Here is a 25035-nt window from a genome sequence, read left to right on the forward strand (position 1 = left end):
CTTAACGGTCGTTTGGGTCCGGACGGGAGTCCGGGCGATGCTCGCAGACGCCGGCCATCCGGTCCGCCTCGATCTTGGTCATGCCCGATGCCCGGAGCAACTCGCCGACCACGATGAACAGCTGCGAGGCCACGATCGTGCCGGAGAAACCCAGACCGGCGGCACGCGCCCGGCCGGCCTCCCGCGCGGCGTCCCGCGCCCGCGCCCGCGCGATGTCCGGCGGCCGCCCGGCCAGGAAGTCTCGGTGCAGCAGCCGCAGCGACTGCCCGAACGCCTCGACCCCGGCCGGCAGGGCCGCCGGAACCGGCTCCCCGGCCTCCAGCAACGCCACCACCCGGCGCACCATGTTGCGGCTGTTCGTGTACGCCAGCTCCAGGTGGGCGCCCGCGTTCTCGTAGCGGCGCAACTGGGCCCGTCGCCGCCACCGCCACGGTGACAGCGACGTCACCTCGCGGGCCGCCGCGACGATCTCGGTGGTCTGTTTCCGCTCGACCTCGGCCGCCTCCAGGCGACGCAGCGCCCCCTCGGCCTCCCCGGCGTCCCGGGCGGTGAGCGCGTTCGCCGTGGCCGTCAGCTCGTTGGCGAACAGGTCCAGCGTGGGCCCGGCCGCGCGGTGCACCACCCGGACCGGGTTCAACGGCAACAGCAGCAGCGCCACCACCACCGCCACCGCGCCGCCCACCAGCGCGTTCGCGGTACGCGGCACGGCCAGGTCGGGCGCGTTGGGCTCCACGGTGCCCAGCAGCACAGCGGTGCTGCCGGCCTGCACCATCACGGCGCCGTTGCCCCGGATCACCACCGCCAGCGAGATCGCCAGCGCGACCACCAGGCCGGTCTGCACCGGACCGGCCCCGATCAGCTTGATGATCAGGTCGCCGACCAGCACGCCGACGATCACACCGCCGAGCAGTTCGGCGGTACGGCGGATCCGGTTGCCGATCGCCGCGGCGATGGTGCCCACCGCAGCCGCCGGCGCGAACAGCGGCTGCGGGTTCTTGAGCAGCGTGCTCGCCACGTACCAGGCCAGACCGGCGGCCAGACCGGCCTGGAGAGCCACGATGAAGTACCGGCGCAGCCGCTCGTACGCCTCCCGGATCTCGCGGCGCGCCGCCGGAGCCACGGGGGTCACCGCACCGCCCGCCTGCCCGGGCACCACAGGCACGAGGGCTCGGGCTCGATCACGCCCTCCTCTACCCGGCACTCACGCCGGTATTCCCACGCCGCCACGCGCTTGCGGACGCGAGGGATCATGGAGTGGTGATCCGCTTTCTGCTGAACCTGCTGTGGCTCGTCTTCGGCGGCGGCTTCGTCCTGGCCCTGGGCTACGGCATCGCCGCCCTGATCTGCTTCGTCCTCGTCGTCACCATCCCCTTCGGCGTGGCCTCGCTGCGGCTCGCGTCGTACTCGCTGTGGCCGTTCGGGCGCACGATCGTGCGCAAGCCGGGCGCCGGGCTGCCCTCCGGCCTGGCGAACGTGCTCTGGGTGGTGCTGGCCGGCTGGTGGCTGGCCCTGTCGCACATCCTCGCCGGCATCGCGCTCTGCGTGACGATCATCGGCATCCCGTTCGGGGTGGCGAACTTCAAGCTGGTCCCGGCGGCGCTGTGGCCGCTCGGCCAGGAGGTCGTCGAAACGCCGTAACCGCGTAGGCGGTCCGGCCTCCTCGCCGTTCCGGCTGACCGCTGGCGGTCGGCACGGCTGACCGTCAGCAATAGGCGCGGCTGACCGTCAACAGTCGACGTGGCCGACGGGCCGACCGTCGGCGCGGCCGTTCCCCTGCGTCCCGTCCACCTCTCCCCGCCACGGGGGATTCACCGGCCACTGGAACGCCATGGGTGTCTCCGGCCCTGTTTGGCACCCATGGCGTTCCAGTCGCACCACGGTCGCACGGCGACTTGACGTTCGCGGCCGAGGACGACCCGCCACGATCTCGGCCACCGGGACCAGTGTCCCGCGACGCGGGACGGCATGAAGATCTTGGTACGAAGTGGCCCCCCTGAGGGCCTTTTCGTACCAAGATCGCGCAGGTCCCGAGCGCGAGCCCGGAGGCGCGCGTCTGAAGCGCGAACGTCAGCGCCGCAGCCGCAATGAGGCCCCAGTTGGCCGCGAGACCAACCCCCTTCCCGTGGTGGCGGCCAGCTCCCTGTTCGCCGTGAGCGACCGGCCTCGCCACCCTTACGGCATCCTAGGAGGATGGGGTGATCGCCCCACCTCGGCGGCGGGAAGGATGCGAATGCGGCTCGCACCAGCGCGGCGCTGGCTAGCGTCGAGGGGTGCGGGACGGGGTGATCGAGGCGCTCAAGGCGGACCCGGCGATGTCCGGTCTGCGCCGGTCGCTGGACTTCTATCACGGCGACCCGGCACGCGAGGCCGCCCTCGACGCGTTCTACGCCCCGCTGGTCCGCGCCGGCGACCTGGTCTTCGACGTGGGCGCGCACGTGGGCGACCGGCTGGGCAGCTTCCGCCGCCTCGGTGCGCGCGTGGTGGCGGTCGAGCCGCAGCCGCTGTGCGCCCGGGTACTGCGCGAGATGCACGCGGGCGACGACGGCGTGACAGTGGTGGAGGCGGCCTGCGGGCGTACCGCCGGGCCGGTGCGACTGCACGTGAACTCGGCCAACCCGACGGTCTCCACCGCCTCCCCCGGGTTCGTCCGCGCCGCCGACGGGGCGCCCGGCTGGGCGGGCGAGACCTGGGACGCGCAGATCGTGGTGCCCGGCACCACGCTGGACGTACTCGTGGCCGCGTACGGCGTTCCGGCGTTCGTGAAGATCGACGTGGAGGGCTTCGAGGACGCCGTACTGGCCGGGCTGAGCCGGCCGGTCCCGGCGCTGTCGTTCGAGTTCACCACCATCGCGCGGGTGGCGGCGGCGCGCTGCCTGGACCGGCTCACCGCGCTCGGCTTCACCCGGTTCACCGTGGCGATCGGTGACGAGATGGAGTTCGCGCTGCCCGGCTGGCGTCAGGCCGCCGCTGTGGCCGCGTACCTGCGCACGCTGCCGGACGAGGCCAACTCCGGGGACGTGTACGCCCGCCCCTGAGCGTCCATTTCGGACTGCCGTCGACGGAGAACCAAGGCATCGACCCTGCTCATCGCCGTAATCGGCGGAGACGCAGCCCGGGCACTTTTTTCAAGGCTCGAACTTAGCAGTACATCGTTACTCATCTGTGATTGACGTGAGCCGCGCCACTTGGATTGACTGCCACGGAACCGCTTCCGCAACCGGTTCCGAAACACCCCGCTCATCCCTGCGACCCGGGAGCGTCACGTGCCGATCACCATCGCCGACGTCGCCACCCGCGCCGGGGTGAGCAAGACGACGGTCTCCCGGGTGCTGAACGGCAAGGGCGAGGTGCACATGCGCACCGCCGACCGGGTCCGCGCCGTGATCAGCGACCTCGGGTACGTGCCGAGCGCCCGCGCGGTCGGGCTGGCCCGAGGCCGTACCCGGGTGGTCGGGATGCTGGTCCCGGCGCTGACCTGGCCCTGGATGGGCGAGGTGCTCCAGGGCGCGGCCGACGTGGTCGAGGCCGCCGGCTACGGCATGCTGCTGTTCACCTGCACCCACGGCGACGAGTCGATGCGCCGGTTCGCCTCCCAGGTCTCGGCCAAGTCGTTCGACGGCCTGCTCGTGGTCGAACCCGAGGGGACGCTCGACTACATCACCGAGCTGCACCGGCGCGGCCTGCCGGTGATCCTCATCGACGACCGGGGCCACCAGCCCGGCTTCCCGTCGGTGCGGACCACGAACGAGGCGGGCGCGCGGGCCGCCGCCACGCACCTGCTGGCACTCGGCCGGCGCCGGCCGCTCGTCGTCACCGGCCTGCGCCGCTTCGGCTGCACCCGGGAACGGCTCGCCGGGTTCGCCGGCGCCTACGCCGACGCGGGCGTACCGGTCGAGCCGGACCGGGTGGTGGAGGGCGACTTCACCTTCGAGTGCGGGCGTGCGGCGGTGCGGCGGCTGCTCGCCGACGGCGTACCGTTCGACGCCGTCTTCGCCCACAACGACCTGTCGGCGGCCGGGGCGTTGCAGGCGCTGCGCGACGCCGGGCGGCGCGTCCCGCAGGACGTGGCGGTGGTCGGCTTCGACGACCTTCCGCTGGCCGGGCACACCCACCCTCCGCTGAGCTCCGTGCGCCAACCGCTGCGGGAGATGGGTACGGCCGCGGCCCGCCTGCTCATCGGCCACCTCGCCGGCACGCCGCTGCCGGACACCCCGACCGTCATCCCCACCGGCTTCACCGCCCGCGACTCGACGACCACAAGCGACCCGACCGCACCGGACTCGACAGACGCGCGGGAGCCGACGGGCACCCGCGACACCTGACCCCACCCCCGCCGTACCGGCGACCACGCCGGCGGGCCCGCCCGCCGGTGGCACCACCGCACACCCTCCATCCACCACATCCCGCCCGACGAATGCGGGACCACCGAGGGAGACCTCCATGAGAAGACGGCAACTCCTCGCCCTCGCGCTGGCCGGCGCGATGGTCACCGGCGCCGCCGCCTGCGGCGACAGCCCGAACGCGAACAAGAAGAGCGGCCAGGCCGCGACAGTGCTGAACGTCGGCATGCCCAACGGCCCGCAGGCGGAGAACAACAACCCGTTCCTCACCACCTCGGCCGCCGCGTCGCTCGGCTACCGGTGGCAGATCTACGAGCCGCTGATGATGTGGAACCCGGTCAAGCCGGCCGAGCCGTTCAAGCCGTGGCTGGCCACCAAGGCCGAGTGGTCGTCGGACTACAAGACGGTCAAGGTGACCATCCGGGAGAACGCCACCTGGTCCGACGGGCAGAAGGTCACCGCCGAGGACGTCGCGTTCACCTACAACCTGGTGAAGAAGTTCCCGGCCCTCAACGACCAGGGCGTGCCGTACACCGACGCCGTGGCCAGCGGCAACGAGGTCACCATCTCGATGGCCAGCCCGCAGTTCGTCAACCAGCAGAAGGTGCTGTGGCGGGTGCCGATCGTGCCGAAGCACCTGTGGGAGAAGATCGCCGACCCGGCCACCGACCCGGTGAAGCAGCCGGTCGGCAGCGGCCCGTACACGCTGAAGTCGTTCACCCCGGCGAGCATGACGCTCGCGGTACGCGACAGCGGCTACTGGCAGGACGCGCCGAAGGTCAAGGAACTGCGGTACACGTCGTACACCGACAACAGCGCGCAGACCACCGCGCTCGCCAACGGCGAGTCGGAGTGGAGCTTCGTCTTCATCCCGAACTACCAGACCGTGTTCGTGGCGAAGGACCAGAAGAACCACAAGATGTGGGCGCCGCCGGTGCTGGGCATCCACGGCCTCTACCTGAACACCACGAAGAAGCCGTTCGACGACCCGACGCTGCGCAAGGCGATGAACATGGTGATCGACCGGGCGGACATCTTCACCACCGCCGAGGCCGGCTACTTCCACCCCGAGGTCAAGAGCGTGACCGGCCTGCCCAGCCCGGCCGGTGACTCGTTCATCGCACCCGAGTACAAGGGCCAGGAGCACAAGGTCGACGTCGAGGGCGCCAAGGCGCTGCTCACCGGCGCCGGCTACAAGCTCGACGGCAACACGCTGAAGGACCGCAGCGGCAAGCCGGTCACGATCCGGCTCACCGACCCGGCCGGCTGGTCCGACTACCAGACCAGCCTGGAGATCGTGAAGGGCAACCTGGCGAAGATCGGCATCGCGGCCACCGTCGACAAGGCCAACCAGGACGCCTGGTTCCGCAACGTCGAGCAGGGCAACTTCGAGGCCACGTTCCGGTGGACCGAGAGCGGCGCCACGCCGTACGACATCTACCGGACCATCATGGACGGCCGCGTGCTCAAGCCGGTCGGCACCGCCTCCCCGGCGGGTAACTTCGGCCGGTTCCAGAGCAAGGAGGCCACCGACGCGCTGGTGTCGTACGCCAACGCCACCGACGACGCCGCCCGTACCACCGCGCTGGCCACTCTGCAGAAGATCTTCGTCGAGCAGGTGCCGATGATCCCGGTCGGCGCGGACAACATCGGCGGCGCGTACAGCACGAAGAACTGGACCGGCTGGCCGGACGACTCGAACCCGTACGGCGCTCTCCAGCCCACCCAGCCCAACGCGGTGGACGTGGTGCTGCACCTCAAGCCGGCCAACGGCTGACCCGGTGCCGCCGGCCCGGCCACGATCGCCCGGCCGGGCCGGCGGCGCCCGCCCCTCGCTTCGGCAACCCCAGACAGGAATGCGGCATGACGTTGACCGAGAGCGCACCGGCGCCGGCCGACGAGGTGGTGCTGGAGGCCGTCGGCCTGACCAAGCACTTCCCCGTCCGCCGGCGGCTGCGTGACCTCCTCTCCCGCACCCCGGCGGTGGTGCACGCCGTCGACGACGTATCGATCGCGCTGCGCCGTGGCCGGGTGACAGCGCTCGTCGGCGAGTCCGGCTCGGGCAAGTCCACAGTCGCCCGGCTGCTGGCCCAGCTCTACCCGCGCACCGCCGGCGACATCCGGCTGCACGGCGAATCGACCCGGGTACGCGGCGGGCGCCGGTTCCGGGCGTACGTGCGCCGGGTGCAGCTGATCCTGCAGGACCCGTTCGCCTCGCTGAACCCGGTGCACACGGTCCGCTACCACCTGACCCGGTCGCTGCGCATCCACGGCAACGCCGGGGCCGGGCCGGACGGGCTGGAGAAGGCGCTGGCCGACCTGCTGACCCGGGTCGCGCTCACCCCGCCGGAGCGCTACCTGGACGCGTTCCCGCACGAGCTGTCCGGCGGGCAGCGCCAGCGCGTCGCGATCGCGCGGGCGCTCGGCGCCGACCCCGAGGTGCTGCTCGCCGACGAGCCGGTGTCCATGCTCGACGTCTCGATCCGCCTCGGCGTGCTCAACCTGCTCCAGGACCTCAAGGACCGGCTCGACCTGGCGATCCTCTACATCACCCACGACATCGCCTCGGCCCGCTACTTCGCCGACGAGACGATCGTCATGTACGCCGGGCGGATGGTCGAGGGCGGCGACAGCGAGACGGTCACCCAGCGCCCGGCCCACCCGTACACCCGGTTGCTGATCGAATCGGCGCCGGACCCGGAGCGGATCACCGGCGCGGGCGGCGACGGCGCGGCGGCGGGTGAGCGGGGGCACGGCGAGCCGCCCAGCCTGATCCGCCCGCCGGCCGGGTGCCGGTTCCACCCGCGCTGCCCGGCGGCCATGCCGCGCTGCGCCACCGACCTGCCGCCGCCGATCCCGGTCGACGACGCGCCGGGCCACTGGGCGGCCTGCTGGCTGTACGACGTCGAGACCGTGGCGGCGGCGAGGACCGGAACCGACGTGGCCGCAGCCGGAACGGAGGCGGCCCGATGAGGTTCCTCCTGCAACGCGTGGCCTTCTACCTGTTCACCGCCTGGGCGGCGATCACGCTCAACTTCTTCATCCCGCGGATGGTGCCGGGCGACCCGGTGCAGTCGCTGATCTCCCGCAACCAGGGCCGGATCAGCGCCGACGCGATCGCGTCGCTGCGGGTGCTGTTCGGGCTGGACTCCGACCGTTCGCTGTGGGAGCAGTACGTCGCCTACTGGGGGCAGCTCCTGCGCGGCGACCTGGGCCTGTCGTTCACGTTCTTCCCCGCCCCGGTGTCGGAGGTGATCGGGAGCAGCCTGCCGTGGACGGTCGGCCTGGTCGGCGTCACCACGATCGTCAGCTTCCTGCTCGGCACCGCGCTCGGCGTCGGCGCCGGCTGGCGGCGCGGCTCGTGGATCGACGGGCTGCTGCCGGCCACCACGTTCCTGTCCTCGATCCCGTACTTCTGGCTGGGCCTGGTCGCGATCGCGCTGTTCGCCGGACCGGGCAGCTTCTTCCCCTCCTCCGGCGGCTACGAGCCGGGCCTGGTGCCGGCGTTCGACGCGTACTTCGTGCCGAGCGCGATCCAGCACAGCATCCTGCCCGCGGCGACCATCCTGGTGTCGTCGATGAGCGGCTGGATCCTCAGCATGCGCAACATGATGGTGACCGTCGCCAGCGAGGACTACATCACCGTGGCGCACGCCAAGGGGCTGTCCGAGCGCCGGGTGGCGCTCAGCTACGCCGCCCGCAACGCGCTGCTTCCCAACGTGTCCGGGTTCGCGCTGTCGCTCGGTTTCATCGTCGGCGGCACGCTGCTCGTGGAGATCGTCTTCTCGTACCCGGGTCTGGGGTTCCAGCTCTTCCAGGCGGTGGGATCGAAGGACTACCCGCTGATGCAGGGCATCTTCCTGATCATCACGATCTCCGTGCTGGTGGCGAACCTGCTCGCCGATGTGGCGTACCTGCTCCTCGACCCGCGGACCCGAAAGAGCTGAGCGATGACACTCTCCCCGTCCAGCATCGAGCAGGTCATCCCCGGCCAGGGGGCGATGGCGCAGCCGTCGGCCCGGGCCCGCCGCCGCCGGTTCCGCTTCGTCGCCAACGCCAAGGCCGCGACCGGCCTCGCCATCCTCGGGGTGTACGTGCTCCTGGCGGTGATCGGACCGTGGATCGCGCCGTACGACCCGGACGCCCGCAGCGCCGACGTGCTCCAGGCGCCCTCGGCCCGGCACTGGTTCGGCACCACCCACCTCGGGCAGGACATCTTCAGCCAGATCCTGGTCGGCGCGCGCAGCGTGATGGTGGTGGGCCTGATCGCCGGCGTGCTCGCCACGATCCTGTCCGTCCTCATCGGCGTGACCGCCGGCTACCTGGGCGGCGCAGCCGACGAGGGCCTGTCGGCGGTGTCGAACGTGTTCCTGGTGATCCCGGCGCTGCCGCTGATCATCATCGTCACGTCCCTGGTCGACCAGGCCAGCGACATGCTCGTGGCGCTCATCATCGGCCTCACGTCGTGGGCGTGGGGCGCCCGGGTGCTGCGCGCCCAGACGCTGTCGTTGCGCCGCCGCGACTACGTCGAGGCGGCACGGGCCACCGGCGAGCGGACCTGGCGGATCATCGGCTTCGAGATCCTGCCCAACCTGACCGCGATCATCGCCTCCGGCTTCGTCGGCACCGTCATCTTCGCGGTGATGTCGGAGATCACCCTGGCGTTCATCGGCGTCTCGTCGGTGTCGTCGTGGAACTGGGGCACGATCCTGTTCTGGGCGCAGGGACAGCAGGCGCTGGCGCAGGGCGCCTGGTGGTGGTTCGTCCCGGCCGGGCTGGCCATCGCGCTGCTCGGCACCGCGCTGGCGCTGATCAACTTCGGCATCGACGAGTTCGTCAGCCCTCGGCTGCGCACCGGCGGCCGGACCCGGATCCGTACCGCCGACGGGCGCACCGTCGCGATGCGCGTCGGATTCACCCCGGTCCTCGCGCCGAACCCGGCGCCGGTCCCGATGCAGCGGCCGGCGGACCCCATCCGAGAGGACGCGACCTCATGAGCGACCAGGTGCTGGAGATCCGCGGGCTGTGCGTCGACTACGGCGTCGGCGCGGACGCGGTCCGGGCGGTCCGCGACGTCGACCTGACGCTGCACCGCGGCGAGGTGCTCGGCCTGGCCGGGGAGAGCGGCAGCGGCAAGTCCACGCTCGCCTACGGGCTGACCCGGCTGCTGCCCCCGCCCGGCGTGGTCAGCGGCGGCCAGGTCATCTACCACCCGGCCGACGGCCCGCCGGTCGACGTGCTCACGCTCAGCCCGGCGAAGCTGCGCGCGTTCCGCTGGGCGGAGACGTCGATCGTGTTCCAGGGCGCGATGAACTCGCTGAACCCGGTGCACAAGGTCTCCACCCAACTGCTCGACGTGATCCGGGCACACGAGCCGAAGAGCACGGCGGCGAGCCGGTCGGCCCGGGCCAAGGATCTGCTGCGCCTGGTCGGCATCTCCGCCGACCGGCTGGACAGCTACCCGCACCAGCTCTCCGGCGGCATGCGGCAACGGGTCATGATCGCGATGGCGCTGGCGCTGGAACCGCAGGTGGTCATCATGGACGAGCCGACCACCGCGCTGGACGTGGTGATGCAGCGGCAGATCCTCGGCCAGCTCGCCGAGCTGCGCGAACGCCTCGGCTTCGCGGTGCTGTTCATCACCCACGACCTGTCGCTGCTTGTCGAGTTCTCCGACCGGATCGCGATCATGTACGGCGGCCGGATCGTCGAGGAGGCCCCCGCCGCCCGGCTGTACCGGGAACCGCTGCACCCGTACACCGAGGGGTTGCTGCACTCGTTCCCGGCGCTGCACGGACCGCGCCGCGAGCTGACCGGCATCCCCGGCTCCCCGCCGGACCTGCGCGCCATGCCGTCCGGCTGCGCGTTCCATCCCCGCTGCCCGAAGGCGTTCGACGGGTGCGACGAGCAGGTGCCGGTGCTCGGCGCCCCGCGCGTCGACGACCCGGCGCGGGCCGTCGCGTGCCGGCTGCACCCGGCCGTCGCGCCCCTGTCCCGCTGACCCGCCCGACACCACCACCCGCTACCCGCGAGGAGAACCATGGACACCGATCTCACCCGCCCGTCGTCGGTCGCCGGCGCGGACCCGATCGACACGCTGCCGCCGACCTTCCGGTGGGGGGTGGCGACGTCGTCGTACCAGATCGAGGGCGCGGTGGCCTCCGACGGCCGCACCCCGTCCATCTGGGACACGTTCTGCCGGGTGCCGGGCGCGGTGGCGAACGGCGACAACGGCGACGTGGCGTGCGACCACTACCACCGGATGCCGCAGGACGTCGCGCTCATCGCCGACCTGGGACTGGACACGTACCGGTTCTCGGTGGCCTGGCCGCGGGTGCAGCCGGGCGGGCGCGGCCCGGCGAACGTGGCCGGGCTGGCCTTCTACGACCGGCTGGTGGACGAGCTGCTCGGCCGGGGCGTCGAGCCGTGGGTGACGCTCTACCACTGGGACCTGCCGCAGGAACTGGAGGACGCGGGCGGCTGGCCGAACCGGGACACCGCGTACCGGTTCGCCGACTACGCGGAGCTGGTCTTCGCCGCGCTCGGCGACCGGGTCCGCACCTGGACCACGCTCAACGAGCCGTGGTGCTCGGCGATGCTCGGGTACGCCTACGGCGACCACGCTCCGGGCCGGCGGAACCTTGGTGACGGCATCGCCGCGGCCCACCACCTGCTGCTCGGGCACGGGCTGGCGACGCGGCGGCTGCGCGAGGCGGCCCGCTCCCCGATCGAGCTGGGCCTGACGCTGAACCTGTCCACCGCCGACCCGGCGACCGACAGCGCTGCGGACCGGGACGCGGCGCGGGCCGCCGACGGGCTGGCCAACCGGCTGTACCTCGACCCGGTGCTGCGCGGGGAGTACCCGCAGGACGTGGTCGCGGACCTGGCCGCCGAGGGGGTACGCATCCCCGTCGAGGAGGGCGACCTGGACGTCATCGCCACCCCCATCGACGTGCTCGGGGTCAACTACTACTTCGGGCAGCTGCACTCCGGCGTGGACGAGCAGGGCCGGGACCGCGACGACGACGGCAAGCCGGTACGCCGGGTGGTCCGCCGTGACCTGCCACGTACCGCGATGGACTGGGAGATCGTGCCGGAGTCCTTCACCGACCTGCTGGTCCGCCTGCACCGCGACTACCCGGGCACGCCCATGGTGATCACCGAGAACGGCGCCGCGTTCGACGACGAGCCGGACGCCGACGGGTTCGTCAACGACGACGACCGGGTCGGCTTCCTCACCGAGCACCTGCGGGCGGTGGCCCGGGCCCGGGCGGCCGGCGCCGACGTACGCGGCTACTTCGCCTGGTCGCTGCTGGACAACTTCGAGTGGGCGTACGGCTACGACAAGCGGTTCGGCATCGTCCGGGTCGACTACGACACGCAGCGCCGCACTCCCAAGCGCAGCGCGCTGTGGTACCGGGACACCGTGCGGCGGGTCCGCGGGCAACGCTGACGCTCCAGCGTGGGGGCCGGGCCGGTCAGTGGCGCCGGCCTTGCCCCCACGCCGGACTCGGGCGGGCGGCCGGGTCGCGGGCCACGCCGCCGTCGCGCAGCAGCCGGGTCATCGGCAGGGTGGCCGCGCCCATCGCGACCGCGTCCGGTCCGAGCCGGCACAGCTCGATCGAGGTCTGCGCGTACGGCTGGCGCAGCGCGTGCCGCGCGGTCGCCTCACGGATCGCGGGCAGGTGCCGTTCGCCCAGGGCCAGCCCGGCCCAGCCGCCGAGCACCACCCGCTCCGGGTTGAACAGGTTGACCAGGTTCGCCACCCCGGCACCGAGGTAGCCGACCGTCTCGTCGATCACCTTCGCGGCGGTGCTGCCGGTGGAGCGCAGCAGCTCACCGAAGGCGGTCTCCTCGTCCGCGCCGGGTGCCGGGCGGCCCCGGTTGGCCTGGCGGAACCGGTCCAGCACCGCCTCCGCGCCCACGTACGCCTCCAGGCAGCCGAGGTTGCCGCAGCGGCAGCGGCGGCCCCCGTACACGATGGTGGTGTGGCCCCACTCCCCGGCGCTGCTGTGCGCGCCGCGGTAGCCGACGCCGTCGGCGACCACGCTCGCGCCGACGCCGGAGCCGACCAGGGCGACCACCGCGTGCCGGACGCCGCGGCCGGCGCCGAACCACATCTCGGCCTGGCCGAGCGTCTTCGCGCCGTTGTCCACGTGCACCGGTACGTCGGTGCCGGCGCGCAGCATCGCGCCGAGCGGCACGCCGTCCCAGCCGAGCGTCTGGGCGTGCACGACGGCGTCGGCGGTGCGCTCGACGGTGCCGGCGACGGCGACGCCGAAGCCGAGCACCGCGGCCGGGTCGACGCCCGCCTGCTCGGTGACGGCGGCGAGGCCGTGCCGCAGGTGCGCGGCGACCCGCTCGGGGTCGGGATCGGCCGCCGTGATCGGGTACTCCGCCTTGGCCAGCGCGGTCATGCTCAGGTCGAACAACTCCACCTGGACGCGGGTCTCGCCGACGTCGGCGCCGACCAGGTAGCCGTAGCCGGGCGCGACGCGCAGCAGCACGCGGGGGCGGCCGCCATCGGACTCGACCGAGCCGGCCTCCTCGACCAGGCCCTCGTTGATCATCTCGCCGACCAGGTTGCTGACGCTGGCCAGGCTCAGCGCGGTGGACTGGCCCAGTTCGTGCCGGCTGAGCGGGCCGTCCAGCCAGATCCGGGTCAGCAGGACCGACCGGTTGGCCCGGCGCATGTCGCGCACCGTGGTGCGTCTGGCGTCCACGTCCGCCGCCGTCCTTCCCGGCCGCCCGCCGGCGGCTTTCGTTCCTGCTTCATGCCCTGAACGGGGTGGTGACAGGGTACGCCGCATTTACATTTAACAAAGTTAACTGATAGCCTCCGGCGCATCGATGAGGAGGTATGTCATGCGACTCGGACGTGGGATGACCGCTCTGCTCGGTGGCGTCGCGCTGCTCGCCGCCACCGCCGCCGCCCTGCCCGCCACCGCCGCCACACCGACCGGCGCCGTCGGCGCGCTCGTCGCGTGTGACGCGCCGGCCTGGGCCGAGGGCGTCACCTGGACCGCGGGCAGCCGCGCGACCTACGGCGGCCGGCTCTACCAGGCGCTCGTCACGCACACCCCGCCGGCCGGCGCGGGCTGGACCCCTGCCGCCGTACCGGCGCTCTGGACCGACCTCGGCGCCTGCACCGGCGGCACGCCGTCGCCCAGCCCCACCACCCGGCCGCCGTCGCCCACCCCTTCCGCCTCCACCTCCCCTTCCCCGACGCGGACGCCCACGCCCACGCCCACTGTGTCGTCCAGCCCGACCACGCCGGGCGGGGACACCTGCGCGCTGCGGTCCCGGCCGGCCGGCAAGGTGCTCCAGGGCTACTGGGAGAACTGGGACGGCGCCGCGAACGGCGTGCACCCCGGGCTCGGCTGGATCCCGGTCACCGACTCCCGGATCACCGGGCACGGCTACAACGTGGTGACCGCCGCGTTCCCGGTCATCCGCGCCGACGGCACCGTGCTCTGGGAGGACGGCATGGACGCCGGTGTCAAGGTGCCCACCCCCGCGCAGGTGTGCCAGGCCAAGGCCGCCGGGCTCACCGTGCTGCTGTCCATCGGCGGCGCCACCGCCGGCATCGACCTCAGCTCCAGCGCCGTCGCCGACCGGTTCGTCGCCACCGTCGTACCGATCCTCAAGCGGCACAACTTCGACGGCATCGACATCGACATCGAGACCGGCCTCACCGGCAGCGGGAACATCAACCAGCTCTCCCCCTCGCAGGCCAACCTGATCCGGATCATCGACGGGGTGCTGGCCCAGATGCCGGCCGGCTTCGGGCTCACCATGGCCCCGGAGACCGCGTACGTCACCGGAGGCAGCGTCACCTACGGCTCGATCTGGGGCGCGTACCTGCCGATCGTCAAGAAGTACGCCGACAACGGGCGGCTGTGGTGGCTGAACATGCAGTACTACAACGGCTCGATGTACGGCTGCGCCGGTGACTCGTACCCGGCCGGCACGGTGGCCGGTTTCGTCGCGCAGACCAACTGCCTCGACGCCGGCCTGGTCGTGCAGGGCACCACCGTCCGCGTACCGCTCGACCGGCAGGTCCCCGGGCTGCCCGCGCAGGTCGGCGCCGGCGGCGGCTACATGAGCCCGGCACTGGTGGCCCAGGCGTGGAACACCTACCAGGGCCGCCTCAAGGGCCTGATGACCTGGTCGGTCAACTGGGACGGGTCGAAGGGCTGGACGTTCGGCGACAACGTCCGCTCGCTCCAGGGCCGCTGAGACGCGCCGCGGGGCCCCGCCGGACGGGCGGGACCCCGCGCCGGGTCAGGCGATCTTCTTCGGGGCGATCTTCTTCGGCGTGGTCGGCGAGTCCAGCCAGGCGTTGATCAGCGCGGTGAAGTCCCGGCTGGTCTGCTTGTTGACGAAGGCGATGAACGAGGTCCGGTCCTGCGGCGTGTTGCGCTGCTCCTGGACCCAGGCGCGGGCCAGCGCGAAGAACGCCTTGTCGCCGACCGTCCGGTGGATCTCGCGCAGCATCGCCGCCGGGCACAGGTAGACGTTGCCCTCGGCGAACCGCTTCGGGTCGGGCCGGCCGGGCGGGCCCAGCTTCTTGCGCAGGACGGCGTCACCCTCGCGCAGGTACCGGTCCAGGCTGGCCTCGCTGAGCTTCTGCGTCTCCTTGGTGTACAGGTCCTGGATGTACGTCGCCCAGCCCTCGTTCAGCCACAGGTCCGTCCAGGTGGTGGGCGTGACCGAGTTGCCGAACCACTGGTGGGCGTACTCGTGCAGCAGGTCGCTGCCCCAGCGGTCCCGGCGGGCCGCGGTGTTCTCGATCTTCCGGCCCATCGTGATCATCTGCTGGGTCTCCATGCCCGACGCCGAGTCCACCACCACGACGCCGCCGGAGGGGAACGGGTACGGACCGAACTTCTTCTCCAGCCAGGCCAGGTACTGCGGGGACTTCTTCAGGTACGGCAGCAGCTTGTCGTCCGCGCCCTTGCGGTACCAGTAGGTCAGCGGCACGCCGCGCGGCCCCGCCGCGGTCAGCTTCTGATACTTCCCCACCGCGAGCGTGGTCAGGTAGGTCGCGACCGGGTCGGTGCTCCGGTAGCTGAACGTGGTGCCGGACTGACCGGCGGGCGTGCCGCCGGCGATCGCGGACCAGCCTGCCGGCACTGTCACCTTGATGTCGTAGAGGGCCTCGTCCGACGGCTGGTCGTTCGCCGGATACCAGGTGAACGCCCCGAACGGCTCCTGCATGGTCCAGAGGCCGCCCTCCTTGGTGACGGTGAGACCCAGGGCCTCGGTGTCCTTGCGGCGCGACGGCATCGGGGTCGTCTTCGGCCGGCCGTGGTAGGTGACCACCAGGGTCACCGGCTCGTCCGCCACCACCGGGGCGGACACGGTCAGCTTCTCCTTAGCCACCGCGCCCGGAACCGTCGCGCCGTCCAGCGTGACGCTGTCGAGCTGGTAGGGCATGAAGTCGAGAACCAGGTTCGGCGCGTCCTTCACCGGCCGGATCCGCAGCGTGGCGGTGCCGGTGAGGGTGGTGGTCGACGGCGCCCACTCCAGCGCGAGGTCGTAGTGCAGGACGTCCAGCGCATCGGTGCCCCGGGCCGGATAGACCGGGTCGGCCACCGGCGTCGACCGCCCCGCCTGCCAGGCGGCGTAGTCGACGGCGGGCGCGGTCGGGCTCGGCGGAGTGGAGGCGGAGGGGGTCGCGGCCGGGGTGGCGGGAGCGGTGGTGCACCCGGCGACGAGCAGCGGTCCGAGGACCATGATCAGGGTTACGGGGCGGCGCATCAGCGCACCCTACGGCAGTTTTCGATCTTCGTGGGGGCGTCTCGGCTGGCACCGGTTGCGAGACCCTGCGAGGCTGGCGCTCGTGTATGACTACGACCTGCTGGTGCTGGGCTCCGGACCGAGTGGACAGAAGGCGGCGATCGCCGCGGCGAAGCTGGGCCGCCGCGTCGCGATCGTGGACCGCCGCGACATGCTCGGCGGGGTGTGCATAAACACCGGCACCGTACCGTCCAAGACGCTGCGCGAGGCGGTCCTCTACCTGACCGGGCTCAGCCAGCGTGACCTCTACGGCAGCAGCTACCGGGTCAAGGAGGACATCACCGTCGCCGACCTGGCCGCCCGCACCCAGCACGTGATCACCCGGCAGACCGACGTCATCCGCAACCAACTGGCCCGCAACAAGGTCTCGCTGATCACCGGCACCGGCCGGTTCGCCGACGCCCACTCCGTCTGGGTCGACGCCGGCTCCGGCCGGGAGACCCGGGTCAGCTTCGACAAGGCGGTCATCGCGGCCGGCACCCGCCCGGCCCGCCCGGACAGCGTCGACTTCGACGACCGGACCATCGTCGACTCCGACGGCGTCATCAACCTCCAGGCCGTCCCGCGCAGCATGGTCGTCGTCGGCGCCGGGGTGATCGGCATGGAGTACGCGTCCCTGTTCGCCGCGCTCGGCACCAAGGTGACAGTGGTCGAGCGCCGCCCGCGGATGCTCGACTTCTGCGACGAGGAGATCGTCGAATCCCTGAAGTACCACCTGCGGGACCTGTCGGTGACCTTCCGCTTCGGCGAGGAGGTGGCCGCCGTGGAGAAGCACCGCAGCGCCGCGCTCTGCGTCCTGCGCAGCGGCAAGAAGATCGCCGCCGACACGGTGATGTACTCCGCCGGCCGGCAGGGGCAGACCGACGACCTCGCGCTGGAGGCGGCCGGGCTCACCGCCGACCACCGGGGCCGGATCACCGTCGACGCCGACTACCGCACCGCCGTCGAGAACATCTACGCCGTCGGTGACGTGATCGGCTTCCCCGCGCTGGCGTCCACCTCGATGGAACAGGGCCGCCTGGCCGCCCAGCACGCGTGCGGCGAACCGGCGCGCGGCATGTCGGACCTGCAACCGATCGGCATCTACACCATTCCGGAGATCAGCTTCGTCGGGAAGACCGAGGAGGAGCTGACGGATGCGTCCGTCCCGTTCGAGGTGGGCATCGCCCGCTACCGGGAGCTGGCCCGGGGCCAGATCGTCGGCGACTCGTACGGGATGCTGAAGCTGCTGGTCTCACCCGAGGACGGGCGGCTGCTCGGGGTGCACGTGTTCGGCACCGGCGCCACCGAGATCGTCCATATCGGGCAGGCCGTGATGGGGTGCGGCGGCACCGTCGACTACCTGCTGGACGCCGTCTTCAACTACCCGACGCTTGCCGAGGCGTACAAGGTGGCCGCCCTGGACGCCGCCAACAAGATCCGCAACATCACCCGCATCGACACCTGACGAACCCTGCCCTCTCCCCCCGCCCCGCCCCGCCCTCGTTGATCTTGCACTTTCGGCCCGACTCGCGCCCGTTATGCCGACTATGCCCGGGCAGCAAGTGCAAGATCGACGGGGAGAGAGGGCGGGAGGGTCGGTCAGCGGCCTGTGGCGTAGCCCTGGGCGCCTCGGGGATTCGCCGCGGCGGACAGGACCCCGGTACGCGGGTCGCGGGTCACCGCGCACATGCGGCCCAGGCTCCACGGGTCGGACAGGCGTACGGTGTGGCCCCTGGCGCGCAGGCCGGACAGCACGTCGGCGTCGATCCGGTCCTCCAGCACCAGCACGCCCGGCTCGACCTCGCGCGGATAGAACGACGCCGGGAAACTCGCGGTGTTCCACGTCGGGGCGTCGATCGCCTCCTGCAACTCCTGCCCGCCGGCCAGGTGCCGCAGCAGGAACAGCAGCTGCCACTGGTCCTGCTGGTCGCCGCCGGGCGTGCCGCAGGCCATCACCGGCTCACCGTCGCGGAGCACGAGAGTCGGGCTGAGCGTGGTACGCGGACGACGCCCCGGCCGCAGCGTGGAGGCGAGCCCCTCCTCCAGCCAGCACATCTGCAACCGGCTGCCGAGCGGGAAGCCCAGCTCCGGAATGGTGGGTGAGCTCTGCAGCCAGCCGCCGCTGGGCGTGGCGGAGATGATGTTGCCCCACCGGTCCACCACGTCGACGTGGCAGGTGTCGCCGCGGGTCACGCCGTCCGCCCGTACCGTGGGTTCGCCGGTGCTCGGATCCTGCGGGACGGCCCCGCGACCCGCGTCGGCACGCAGGTGGGACGGGAGCCGAGGCGGCTCGCCCGCCGGGCTGCCGGGGCGCAGCGTCGTGTCGGCACGGTCGCCGACCAGCCCGGCCCGCGCACTGGCGTACTCGGCCGACAGCAGCGCGGAGGCCGGAACATCAGTGTCGCCGTACCACGCCTCCCGGTCGGCGAACGCGAGCTTCAGCGCCTCGGCCTGCGCGTGGATGCCCTCCAGGCTCGACGGGTCGTGGACACGCGGGTCGTCGAGCGCGTCCAGGATGGAGAGCGTCTGGAGCAGCACCGGGCCCTGGCCCCAGAAGCCGGTCTTGGCGATCGTGTGCCCGTGCCAGTCCAGCGTGACCGGTTCCTCCCAGGTGGCCGACCATCCGGCCAGGTCGTCGCCGGTGACCAGCCCGGCGTGCGCACGCCCGCTGGAGTCACGGAACGGCAGCCGGCTGAACGCGTCGATCGCCTCGGCGACGAAACCCTCCCGCCAGGCGCGCCGGGCCGCCTCGATCTGCGCCTCCCGGTCCGGACCGGCGGCCCGTCCCGCGTCGACGAGGTGGCGCAGCGTGTCCGCGTACGCCGGGTTGGTGACCATCTCCCCCGGCGCGGGCGGGCGGCCGTCGCGGAGCCAGAGCCGCGCGGAGGTCGGCCAGTGGTCGGTGAACAGTGACCGGACCCGCGCGACGGTCTGCCCGGCGGCGCCGACCAGCGGGTGGCCGGCGGCGGCGTAGCCGATCGCCGGTTCCAGCACCTCGGCGAGCGTGCGGGTGCCGTGGTCGCGCAGCAGCAACAGCCAGGCGTCGACGGCGCCCGGCACGACCGCGGCGAGCGGGCCGGCGCCCGGCACGAGGTCCAGGCCGAGCGACCGGAAGTGCGCCACAGTCGCGGCCGCCGGCGCGGGGCCCTGGCCGCAGAGCACCCGCGGGGTGGGGTCGGTCGCGGTGGCGAGGATCGCGGGCACCTCACCGGCCGGGCCGTTGAGGTGCGGCTCCACGACGTGCAGCACGAACCCGGCGGCGACAGCGGCGTCGAAGGCGTTGCCGCCGCGTTCCAGCACACCCATCGCGGACTGGCTGGCCAGCCAGTGCGTGGACGAGACCATGCCGAACGTGCCGCGCAGCGTCGGCCGGGTGGTGAACGTCATCGGCGGTGAGCCTACGCCGTGCCGGCGGCGTCCGCGCGCGTCGTCGCGCCCTCCTCCCCCGGGCCGCCGTCGCGCTCGCCGTCGAGCGGGAACAGGCACGCCGCGTCGTGGCCCGGGCCGACCTCGGCGAGCGCCGGATCGGTCTCGGCGCACGCGGGGCGGGCCTGGGGGCATCGGGTACGGAAGCGGCAACCGCTCGGCGGGTCCACCGGGCTGGGGATGTCGCCGGTCAGCACGATCCGGCGGCGCTCCCGCTCGACCCGGGGGTCCGCCACCGGCACCGCGGACAGCAGCGCCGCCGTGTAGGGGTGCGCCGGGTGCCGGTAGATCCGCTCGGGTGGGCCGGTCTCGACGATGCGGCCCAGGTACATCACCGCGATCCGGTCGCTCATGTGCTCGACGGCGGCCAGGTCGTGCGCGATGAACAGGTAGGTCAGCCCGAGGTCGCGTTGCAGATGCCGGAGCAGGTTCATGATCTGCGCCTGCACGCTCAGGTCCAGCGAGGCGATCGGCTCGTCCAGGACGATCAGGTCCGGCTCCCCGGCCAGTGCCCGGGCCACGCCGACGCGCTGGCGCTGGCCGCCGGACAGCTCGTGCGGATACCGGCCGGCGGTGTCGGCGCGCAGGCCGACCAGATCCAGCAGCTCCGCGACCCGGGCCCGGCGGGCGGCGGCGGAGCTGGCGAGCCGGTGCACGATCAGCGGCTCGGCGATGCTGTCACCGACCGTCCGGCGTGGATCCAGCGACGCCTGCGGATCCTGGAAGACCATCGCCACGTGGCGGCGCGTCGCGCGCAGGCGGCGGCGCGACCAGCGGGTCACGTCCTCGCCCGCCACCCGGACCCGCCCGCCGGTCGGATCGACGAGCCGCAGCAGCGCCAGACCGGCGGTGGACTTGCCGCTGCCCGACTCGCCCACCAGCCCGAGCGTCTCGCCCCGGCGTACGGCGAGGCTGACGCCGTCGACCGCGCGGACCGTGCCGGCCGGCGTCGGGAAGTGCATCTTCAGGTCGTCCAGTTCGGCGACCAGGTCCGGGGTGTCGGCGCTCATCCGGCCTCTCCACGGTAGAAGGTACGGACCGTGTGCCCGTCGCCGACCGGCGTCAGCGGGGGCAGCTCGTGCTCGCAGCGGGGATCGGCGCGGACCGGGCAGCGCGGCCAGAACGCGCAGCCGGGCGGCAGGTCCAGCGGGCTCGGCGGCGAGCCGGGAATGGCGACCAGGTCCTCGCCGCGCCGCGACGGGTCCGGCCGGGCCGCCAGCAACGCCCGGGTGTACGGATGGGTGGGCGTGTCGAACACCGCGTCGACGGGGCCCTGCTCGACGATCCGGCCCCCGTACATGACCGCCACGGTGTCGGCGATGCCCGCCACCACGCCCAGGTCGTGGGTGACCCAGACGACTGCGGTGCCCAGCCGCGCCTGCAGGTCGGCGACCAGCTCGATGATCTGCGCCTGCGTGGTGACGTCGAGCGCGGTGGTCGGCTCGTCGGCGATCAGCAGGTCCGGCTCGCAGGCGAGCGCCATCGCGATGGCGACGCGCTGGCGCATGCCACCGGAGAACTGGTGCGGGTACGCGTCGACCCGCTGGGCGGCCGACGGGATGCCGACCAGTTCCAGCAGTTCCACCGCCCGGTCGCGGGCGGCGCGGCGGGTCAGCCCGAGGTGTTCCTCGGCCGCCTCGGTGACCTGCCGGCCCACCGGCAGCACCGGGTTGAGCGAGGTCATCGGATCCTGGAAGACGAACCCGACGTGCCGGCCGCGGACCTTGCGGCGGCGGTCGTCGGGCAGCGCGGTCAGCTCCGTGTCGAGCAGCCGCACCCGCCCGGTGACCGTGGCGGCGCGCGGGGCGAGGCCGGTGGCGGCGAGCAGGGTCATGCTCTTGCCGCTTCCGGACTCGCCGACCAGTGCGAACGTCTCCCCCTGCCGCACCTGCCAGGACACCCCGGCGACGGCACGGACCGGGCCGCGTCGGGTGCCGACGGTGACGGTGAGGTCGTCCACCGACAGCACTGTCGAGTCGGTCGTGGGGTGCCGGCGCTGGCTCGGCATGCGGTCGGTGCGGTCGGTGCGCTCGGTCATGGGGTGCTCCTGCGGGCCTCGCCCAGGGTGAGCTGGCGCGGGTCGAGCACGTCGCGCAGCGCGTCGCCGACCAGGTTGAACGCCAGCACGGTGAGGAAGATCGCCGCGCCCGGGAACACGCCCAGCCACCACGCGTCGGTGACGAAGCCGCGCCCGTCGAACAGCATCCGGCCCCAGGCCGGCGCGGGCGGCTGGATGCCGAGGCCGAGGAAGGACAGCGCGGCCTCGGAGAGGATCGCGAACGCCAGCGACAGCGACGTCTGCACGATCAGCGGCGCGGCGATGTTCGGCAGCACGTGCCGGCGCATGATGCGCAGGTCGGACGCGCCGATGGAGACGGCGGCCCGGACGAACACCTGCTCGCGTACGGAGAGCACGCCGGCGCGGGTGATCCGGGCGAAGATGGGCGTGTAGACCACGCCGATGGCGACCATGGCGGTGAGCAGGCCGGGGCCGAGCACCGCCACGATGGCGACCGCCAGCAGCAGCACCGGGAACGCGAACAGCACGTCCATGCAGCGCATGAGCACGCTGTCCAGCCAGCCCCGGTAGTAGCCGGCGAACAGCCCGAGCGTCACCCCGGCGACCAGCGCGATGCCGACGCTGACGGCGCCGACCTGCAGTGACACGCGGGCCGCGACGAGCACCCGGCTGAGCACGTCACGGCCCAGCTCGTCGGTGCCGAACGGGTGCGCGCCGCTGGGCGGTCGCAGCATCTGGTCCACGTCGACGTCGTTCACTCCGGCCGGTGCGAGCCACGGGCCGGCCACGCCGACCACGACGAGCAGCACGAGCACGATCGTGCCGCCCACGGCGAGCGGGTCGCGGCGCAGCGCGTCCAGGACGCGGCGTCCGGTGCTCTCGGTCGTGGCGCTCACTTGACCGTGATCCTCGGGTCGAGGCGGGCGTAGAGGATGTCCACCAGCAGGTTGACAAGCAGGAACAGCGCCGCGACGAGCAGCACCGCGCCCTGCAGGACGGGATAGTCGCGGGCCTGCACGGCGTCGAAGGTGAGCCGGCCGATACCGGGCCAGGCGAACAGCACCTCGATCACGATGACGCCGCCGAGCAGGCTGGCGAGCTGCACCGCGACCACGGTGACCACCGGGATGAGCGCGTTGCGCAACACGTGCCGCACGATCACCACCCGGTTGCGCAGCCCCTTCGCCTCGGCGGTCCGCACGTAGTCGGCGGAGAGCACCTCCAGCACCGAGGAGCGGATGAACCGGGTGAGGATCGACGCGGTGACCAGGCCGACGGTGACCGCCGGCAGCGCCACGTGGGTGGCCCACCGGCCGGGGTCGTCGGTCAGCGCCACGTAACCGGACGGGGGCAGCCAGCCGAGCACCCCGGCGAACAGCAGGATGCCCATGATGCCCATCCAGAAGTCCGGCACGGAGACGCCGAACTGGCTGAACACGCGGGCGGCGTGGTCGACGGCGGAGCCGCTGCGTACCGCCGCGACGATGCCCAGCGGAAACGCGACGAGCAGCGCGAACACCACCGCGGTGACGGCGAGCGACAGCGTGGCGGGCAGCCGTTCCAGCACGATCTGGCTCACCGGCTGGCCGGTGCGGAAGCTGACCCCCAGGTCACCGGTGAGCGCGTGCCCGAGGTAGCTGGCGTACTGCACCGGCAGCGGCTGGTCGAGGCCCGCGCGTTCCCGCAGCGCCTCGTACGTCTGCGGGTCGAACCGGGTGCCGAGCGCCACCCGGACCGGGTCACCCGGCACCAGTTGCAGCAGCAGGAACACCACGAGCGTGACGCCGACCAGCACGACCGCCGACTGGAGGACCCGCCGCAGGACGAAGCGGGCCATCACTTCGCCAGGGCGACCGACCGGAACCGGATCGCCCGATCGGTGCGCACGTCGTAGCCGGAGACCTTCTTCGACCAGCCCTGCACCACGTCCGGGTTGTAGAGGTAGAGGTAGCTGGCGTCGTCGACGATCTGCTTCGCCGCCTGCTCGTACGCCTGCTTGCGGGCGCCCTGGTCGGTCTGGGTACGGGCGTCGTCGAGCAGCTTGTCCACCGCCGGGTTCTTGTACTTGTGGAAGTTGAACGTGCCGCCGCTGTGGTGCTGGGCGTAGTAGAACTCGTCCGGGTCGATGTTGCCGAGCCAGCCGAGCATGAACCCGTCGAAGTTGCCCTTGGCCTGCTCGTCGAGCCACTGGGCGAAGTCCAGCGTACGGATCTTGACGGTGATGCCGACGTCCTTGAGCTGCGCGGCGATGACCTGCGCGGCGGTGACCGTCTCCGGGTACTCGCTGGTGACCATCAGGTCCATGGTCAGGTTGCTCACGCCGGCCTGGCCGAGCATCTGCTTCGCCTTGCCCGGGTCGTGGCTGTAGGGCGCGTAGTCGTAGTAGAACGCGCTGGCCTTCGGGATGGCGGTCTGGTTGACGGTGGCCAGCCCGAACTTGGCCGCCTTGGTGATCGCCTCGCGGTCCAGCGCGTACCCGATGGCGCGCCGCACCTCGGGGTTGTCGAACGGCTTGCGGGCCTCGTTGAGCGCCACGTACCAGTAGTCGGTGGAGGCCGCCGACTTCACCACCGGGTCGTCGCCGTCCTGCAACGACTTCACCTGCTGCGGCGGCAGGTTGTCGGTCCACTGGACCTGGCCGCTGCGCAGGTTCTGCAGCGCCACCGTCGGATCCTTGACGAAGGTGAACGTGACGCCGTCCAGCTTCGGCTTGTCCCCCCAGTACGCGTCGTTGCGGACCAGCTTGACGCTGTCGCCGGAGGTGTAGCCGGCCACCTTGAACGGGCCGCTGCCGACCGGTGCGGTCTTCACCGCGCCGGACTCCACGTTTGACTTCTCCACGATCGCCACGCCCTTGAACCCGCCGAGGTTGGCGAGCAGGTTCGGCGTGGGCGCGCTGAGCGTCACCACCACTGTGGCCGGATCGGGCCCGGTGACCGACTTGACGGTGGCGAACTTGTACGCGTTGTTCAGCTTCTCCTTGATGATCCGCTCGAACGAGTAGACGACGTCCTCGGAGGTCAGCGGCGACCCGTCGGAGAACTTCACACCCTCGCGCAGCGTGAAGGTCCAGGTGAGCTGGTCGTCGCTGGTGGTCCACTTCGTCGCCAGCGACGGCACCATCTTCAGGTCGGCGTCCGGCTCGACGAGCGTGTCGTAGACGTTCTCCAACACCTGGAAGCTGTAGTACGCCGAGGTCTTGTGCGGGTCGAGCTGGTCGGGTTCGCCGCCGATCGCGGCGTTGAGGACACCACCGGCGCCGCCAGCGTTCCCCCCGCCACCGACGTCGACCGCCTCGCCTCCGGTGCATCCGGACAGGACGCCGACGGTCAGTGTGAGTGCGGCGCCGAGCACGCCGAGCTTCTTCCTGGACACAGGCCCCCCTAGCCACTTCCCGGACAAAAGAAAGTTTCGGCGAGTCTTATCTCCGAGCCGGATGATGTCAAACGAATCCAGCCAAATTGA

General features: G+C 72.2%; 20 protein-coding genes. 11 read left to right on the forward strand and 9 right to left on the reverse strand.

The features are described 5' to 3' along the window. Position 1: 1 nt before the first annotated feature. Positions 2–1129 carry an FUSC family protein gene (locus tag SM452_RS08585; RefSeq protein WP_357210574.1) on the reverse strand — a complete coding sequence of 376 codons (1128 nt, stop codon included), beginning with the start codon at positions 1127–1129 and terminating at the stop codon, positions 2–4. Positions 1130–1257: 128 nt separating this feature from the next. Between SM452_RS08585 and SM452_RS08590 the strand changes: the two genes are divergently transcribed. From SM452_RS08590 to SM452_RS08630, 9 genes are all read left to right on the forward strand, one after another. Further along, positions 1258–1638 (forward strand): YccF domain-containing protein, encoded by a 381-nt coding sequence (locus tag SM452_RS08590; protein ID WP_262015221.1) that lies wholly within the window; start codon positions 1258–1260, stop codon positions 1636–1638. 674 nt (positions 1639–2312) lie between these two features. Continuing rightward, positions 2313–3035: an FkbM family methyltransferase gene (locus tag SM452_RS08595; protein WP_262015323.1), complete on the forward strand. Its 723-nt coding sequence runs from the start codon at positions 2313–2315 to the stop codon at positions 3033–3035. Positions 3036–3263: 228 nt separating this feature from the next. Further along, positions 3264–4322, forward strand: a complete 1059-nt coding sequence (locus SM452_RS08600) for a LacI family DNA-binding transcriptional regulator (protein ID WP_355512205.1) — start codon at positions 3264–3266, stop codon at positions 4320–4322. 118 nt (positions 4323–4440) lie between these two features. Beyond that, entirely contained in the window at positions 4441–6117 is a 1677-nt protein-coding gene (locus tag SM452_RS08605) for an ABC transporter substrate-binding protein (protein WP_262015223.1), read from the forward strand. An 86-nt stretch (positions 6118–6203) separates the two neighbouring features. Next, positions 6204–7313 carry an ABC transporter ATP-binding protein gene (locus SM452_RS08610; RefSeq protein ID WP_357210572.1) on the forward strand — a complete coding sequence of 370 codons (1110 nt, stop codon included), beginning with the start codon at positions 6204–6206 and terminating at the stop codon, positions 7311–7313. Then, positions 7310–8287: an ABC transporter permease gene (locus SM452_RS08615; protein WP_269696953.1), complete on the forward strand. Its 978-nt coding sequence runs from the start codon at positions 7310–7312 to the stop codon at positions 8285–8287. Before SM452_RS08610 ends, SM452_RS08615 begins: the two co-directional genes overlap by 4 nt. Before the next feature lie 3 nt (positions 8288–8290). Continuing rightward, a complete protein-coding gene (locus SM452_RS08620; protein ID WP_355512210.1) occupies positions 8291–9337 on the forward strand; it encodes an ABC transporter permease in 1047 nt (348 codons plus the stop codon). Then, on the forward strand, positions 9334–10341 hold the full coding sequence (locus SM452_RS08625) for an ABC transporter ATP-binding protein (RefSeq protein ID WP_262015227.1): 1008 nt from the start codon (positions 9334–9336) through the stop codon (positions 10339–10341). The genes SM452_RS08620 and SM452_RS08625 overlap by 4 nt, the downstream gene beginning before the upstream one ends. Before the next feature lie 39 nt (positions 10342–10380). Next, positions 10381–11793, forward strand: a complete 1413-nt coding sequence (locus SM452_RS08630) for a GH1 family beta-glucosidase (RefSeq protein ID WP_463839662.1) — start codon at positions 10381–10383, stop codon at positions 11791–11793. A 25-nt stretch (positions 11794–11818) separates the two neighbouring features. Here SM452_RS08630 and SM452_RS08635 read toward each other — a convergent pair whose 3' ends face one another. After that, the gene (locus tag SM452_RS08635) at positions 11819–13063 is read right to left on the reverse strand and encodes an ROK family transcriptional regulator (protein ID WP_262015229.1); all 1245 of its coding nucleotides are present in this window, start codon (positions 13061–13063) and stop codon (positions 11819–11821) included. Positions 13064–13205: 142 nt separating this feature from the next. Between SM452_RS08635 and SM452_RS08640 the strand changes: the two genes are divergently transcribed. Beyond that, positions 13206–14579: a glycosyl hydrolase family 18 protein gene (locus tag SM452_RS08640; protein WP_463839663.1), complete on the forward strand. Its 1374-nt coding sequence runs from the start codon at positions 13206–13208 to the stop codon at positions 14577–14579. A gap of 45 nt (positions 14580–14624) precedes the next feature. Here the strand turns inward: SM452_RS08640 and SM452_RS08645 are convergent, their stop codons facing one another. Then, positions 14625–16103 (reverse strand): M1 family metallopeptidase, encoded by a 1479-nt coding sequence (locus SM452_RS08645; protein WP_463839664.1) that lies wholly within the window; start codon positions 16101–16103, stop codon positions 14625–14627. A gap of 82 nt (positions 16104–16185) precedes the next feature. Here SM452_RS08645 and sthA point away from each other — a divergent pair, with 82 nt between their 5' ends. After that, entirely contained in the window at positions 16186–17589 is a 1404-nt protein-coding gene (gene sthA, locus SM452_RS08650) for a Si-specific NAD(P)(+) transhydrogenase (RefSeq protein ID WP_262015232.1), read from the forward strand. Between the two features lie 134 nt (positions 17590–17723). Here sthA and SM452_RS08655 read toward each other — a convergent pair whose 3' ends face one another. Genes SM452_RS08655 through SM452_RS08680 form a run of 6 tightly spaced genes read right to left on the reverse strand, consistent with a single transcriptional unit; the run spans position 17724 to position 24945 of the window. Next, positions 17724–19511: a gamma-glutamyltransferase family protein gene (locus SM452_RS08655; RefSeq protein ID WP_355509284.1), complete on the reverse strand. Its 1788-nt coding sequence runs from the start codon at positions 19509–19511 to the stop codon at positions 17724–17726. An 11-nt stretch (positions 19512–19522) separates the two neighbouring features. Then, entirely contained in the window at positions 19523–20560 is a 1038-nt protein-coding gene (locus tag SM452_RS08660) for an ABC transporter ATP-binding protein (RefSeq protein ID WP_463839665.1), read from the reverse strand. Then, complete coding sequence (locus SM452_RS08665; protein WP_194802562.1) at positions 20557–21558, reverse strand: ABC transporter ATP-binding protein; 1002 nt, start codon at positions 21556–21558, stop codon at positions 20557–20559. Before SM452_RS08665 ends, SM452_RS08660 begins: the two co-directional genes overlap by 4 nt. Before the next feature lie 26 nt (positions 21559–21584). Continuing rightward, positions 21585–22466: an ABC transporter permease gene (locus SM452_RS08670; protein WP_013476858.1), complete on the reverse strand. Its 882-nt coding sequence runs from the start codon at positions 22464–22466 to the stop codon at positions 21585–21587. After that, entirely contained in the window at positions 22463–23407 is a 945-nt protein-coding gene (locus SM452_RS08675) for an ABC transporter permease (protein ID WP_013476859.1), read from the reverse strand. The genes SM452_RS08670 and SM452_RS08675 overlap by 4 nt, the downstream gene beginning before the upstream one ends. Beyond that, positions 23407–24945 carry an ABC transporter substrate-binding protein gene (locus tag SM452_RS08680; RefSeq protein WP_463839666.1) on the reverse strand — a complete coding sequence of 513 codons (1539 nt, stop codon included), beginning with the start codon at positions 24943–24945 and terminating at the stop codon, positions 23407–23409. Before SM452_RS08680 ends, SM452_RS08675 begins: the two co-directional genes overlap by 1 nt. Positions 24946–25035: the final 90 nt, after the last annotated feature.

This window comes from Micromonospora sp. SYSU B005, from assembly GCF_055362685.1.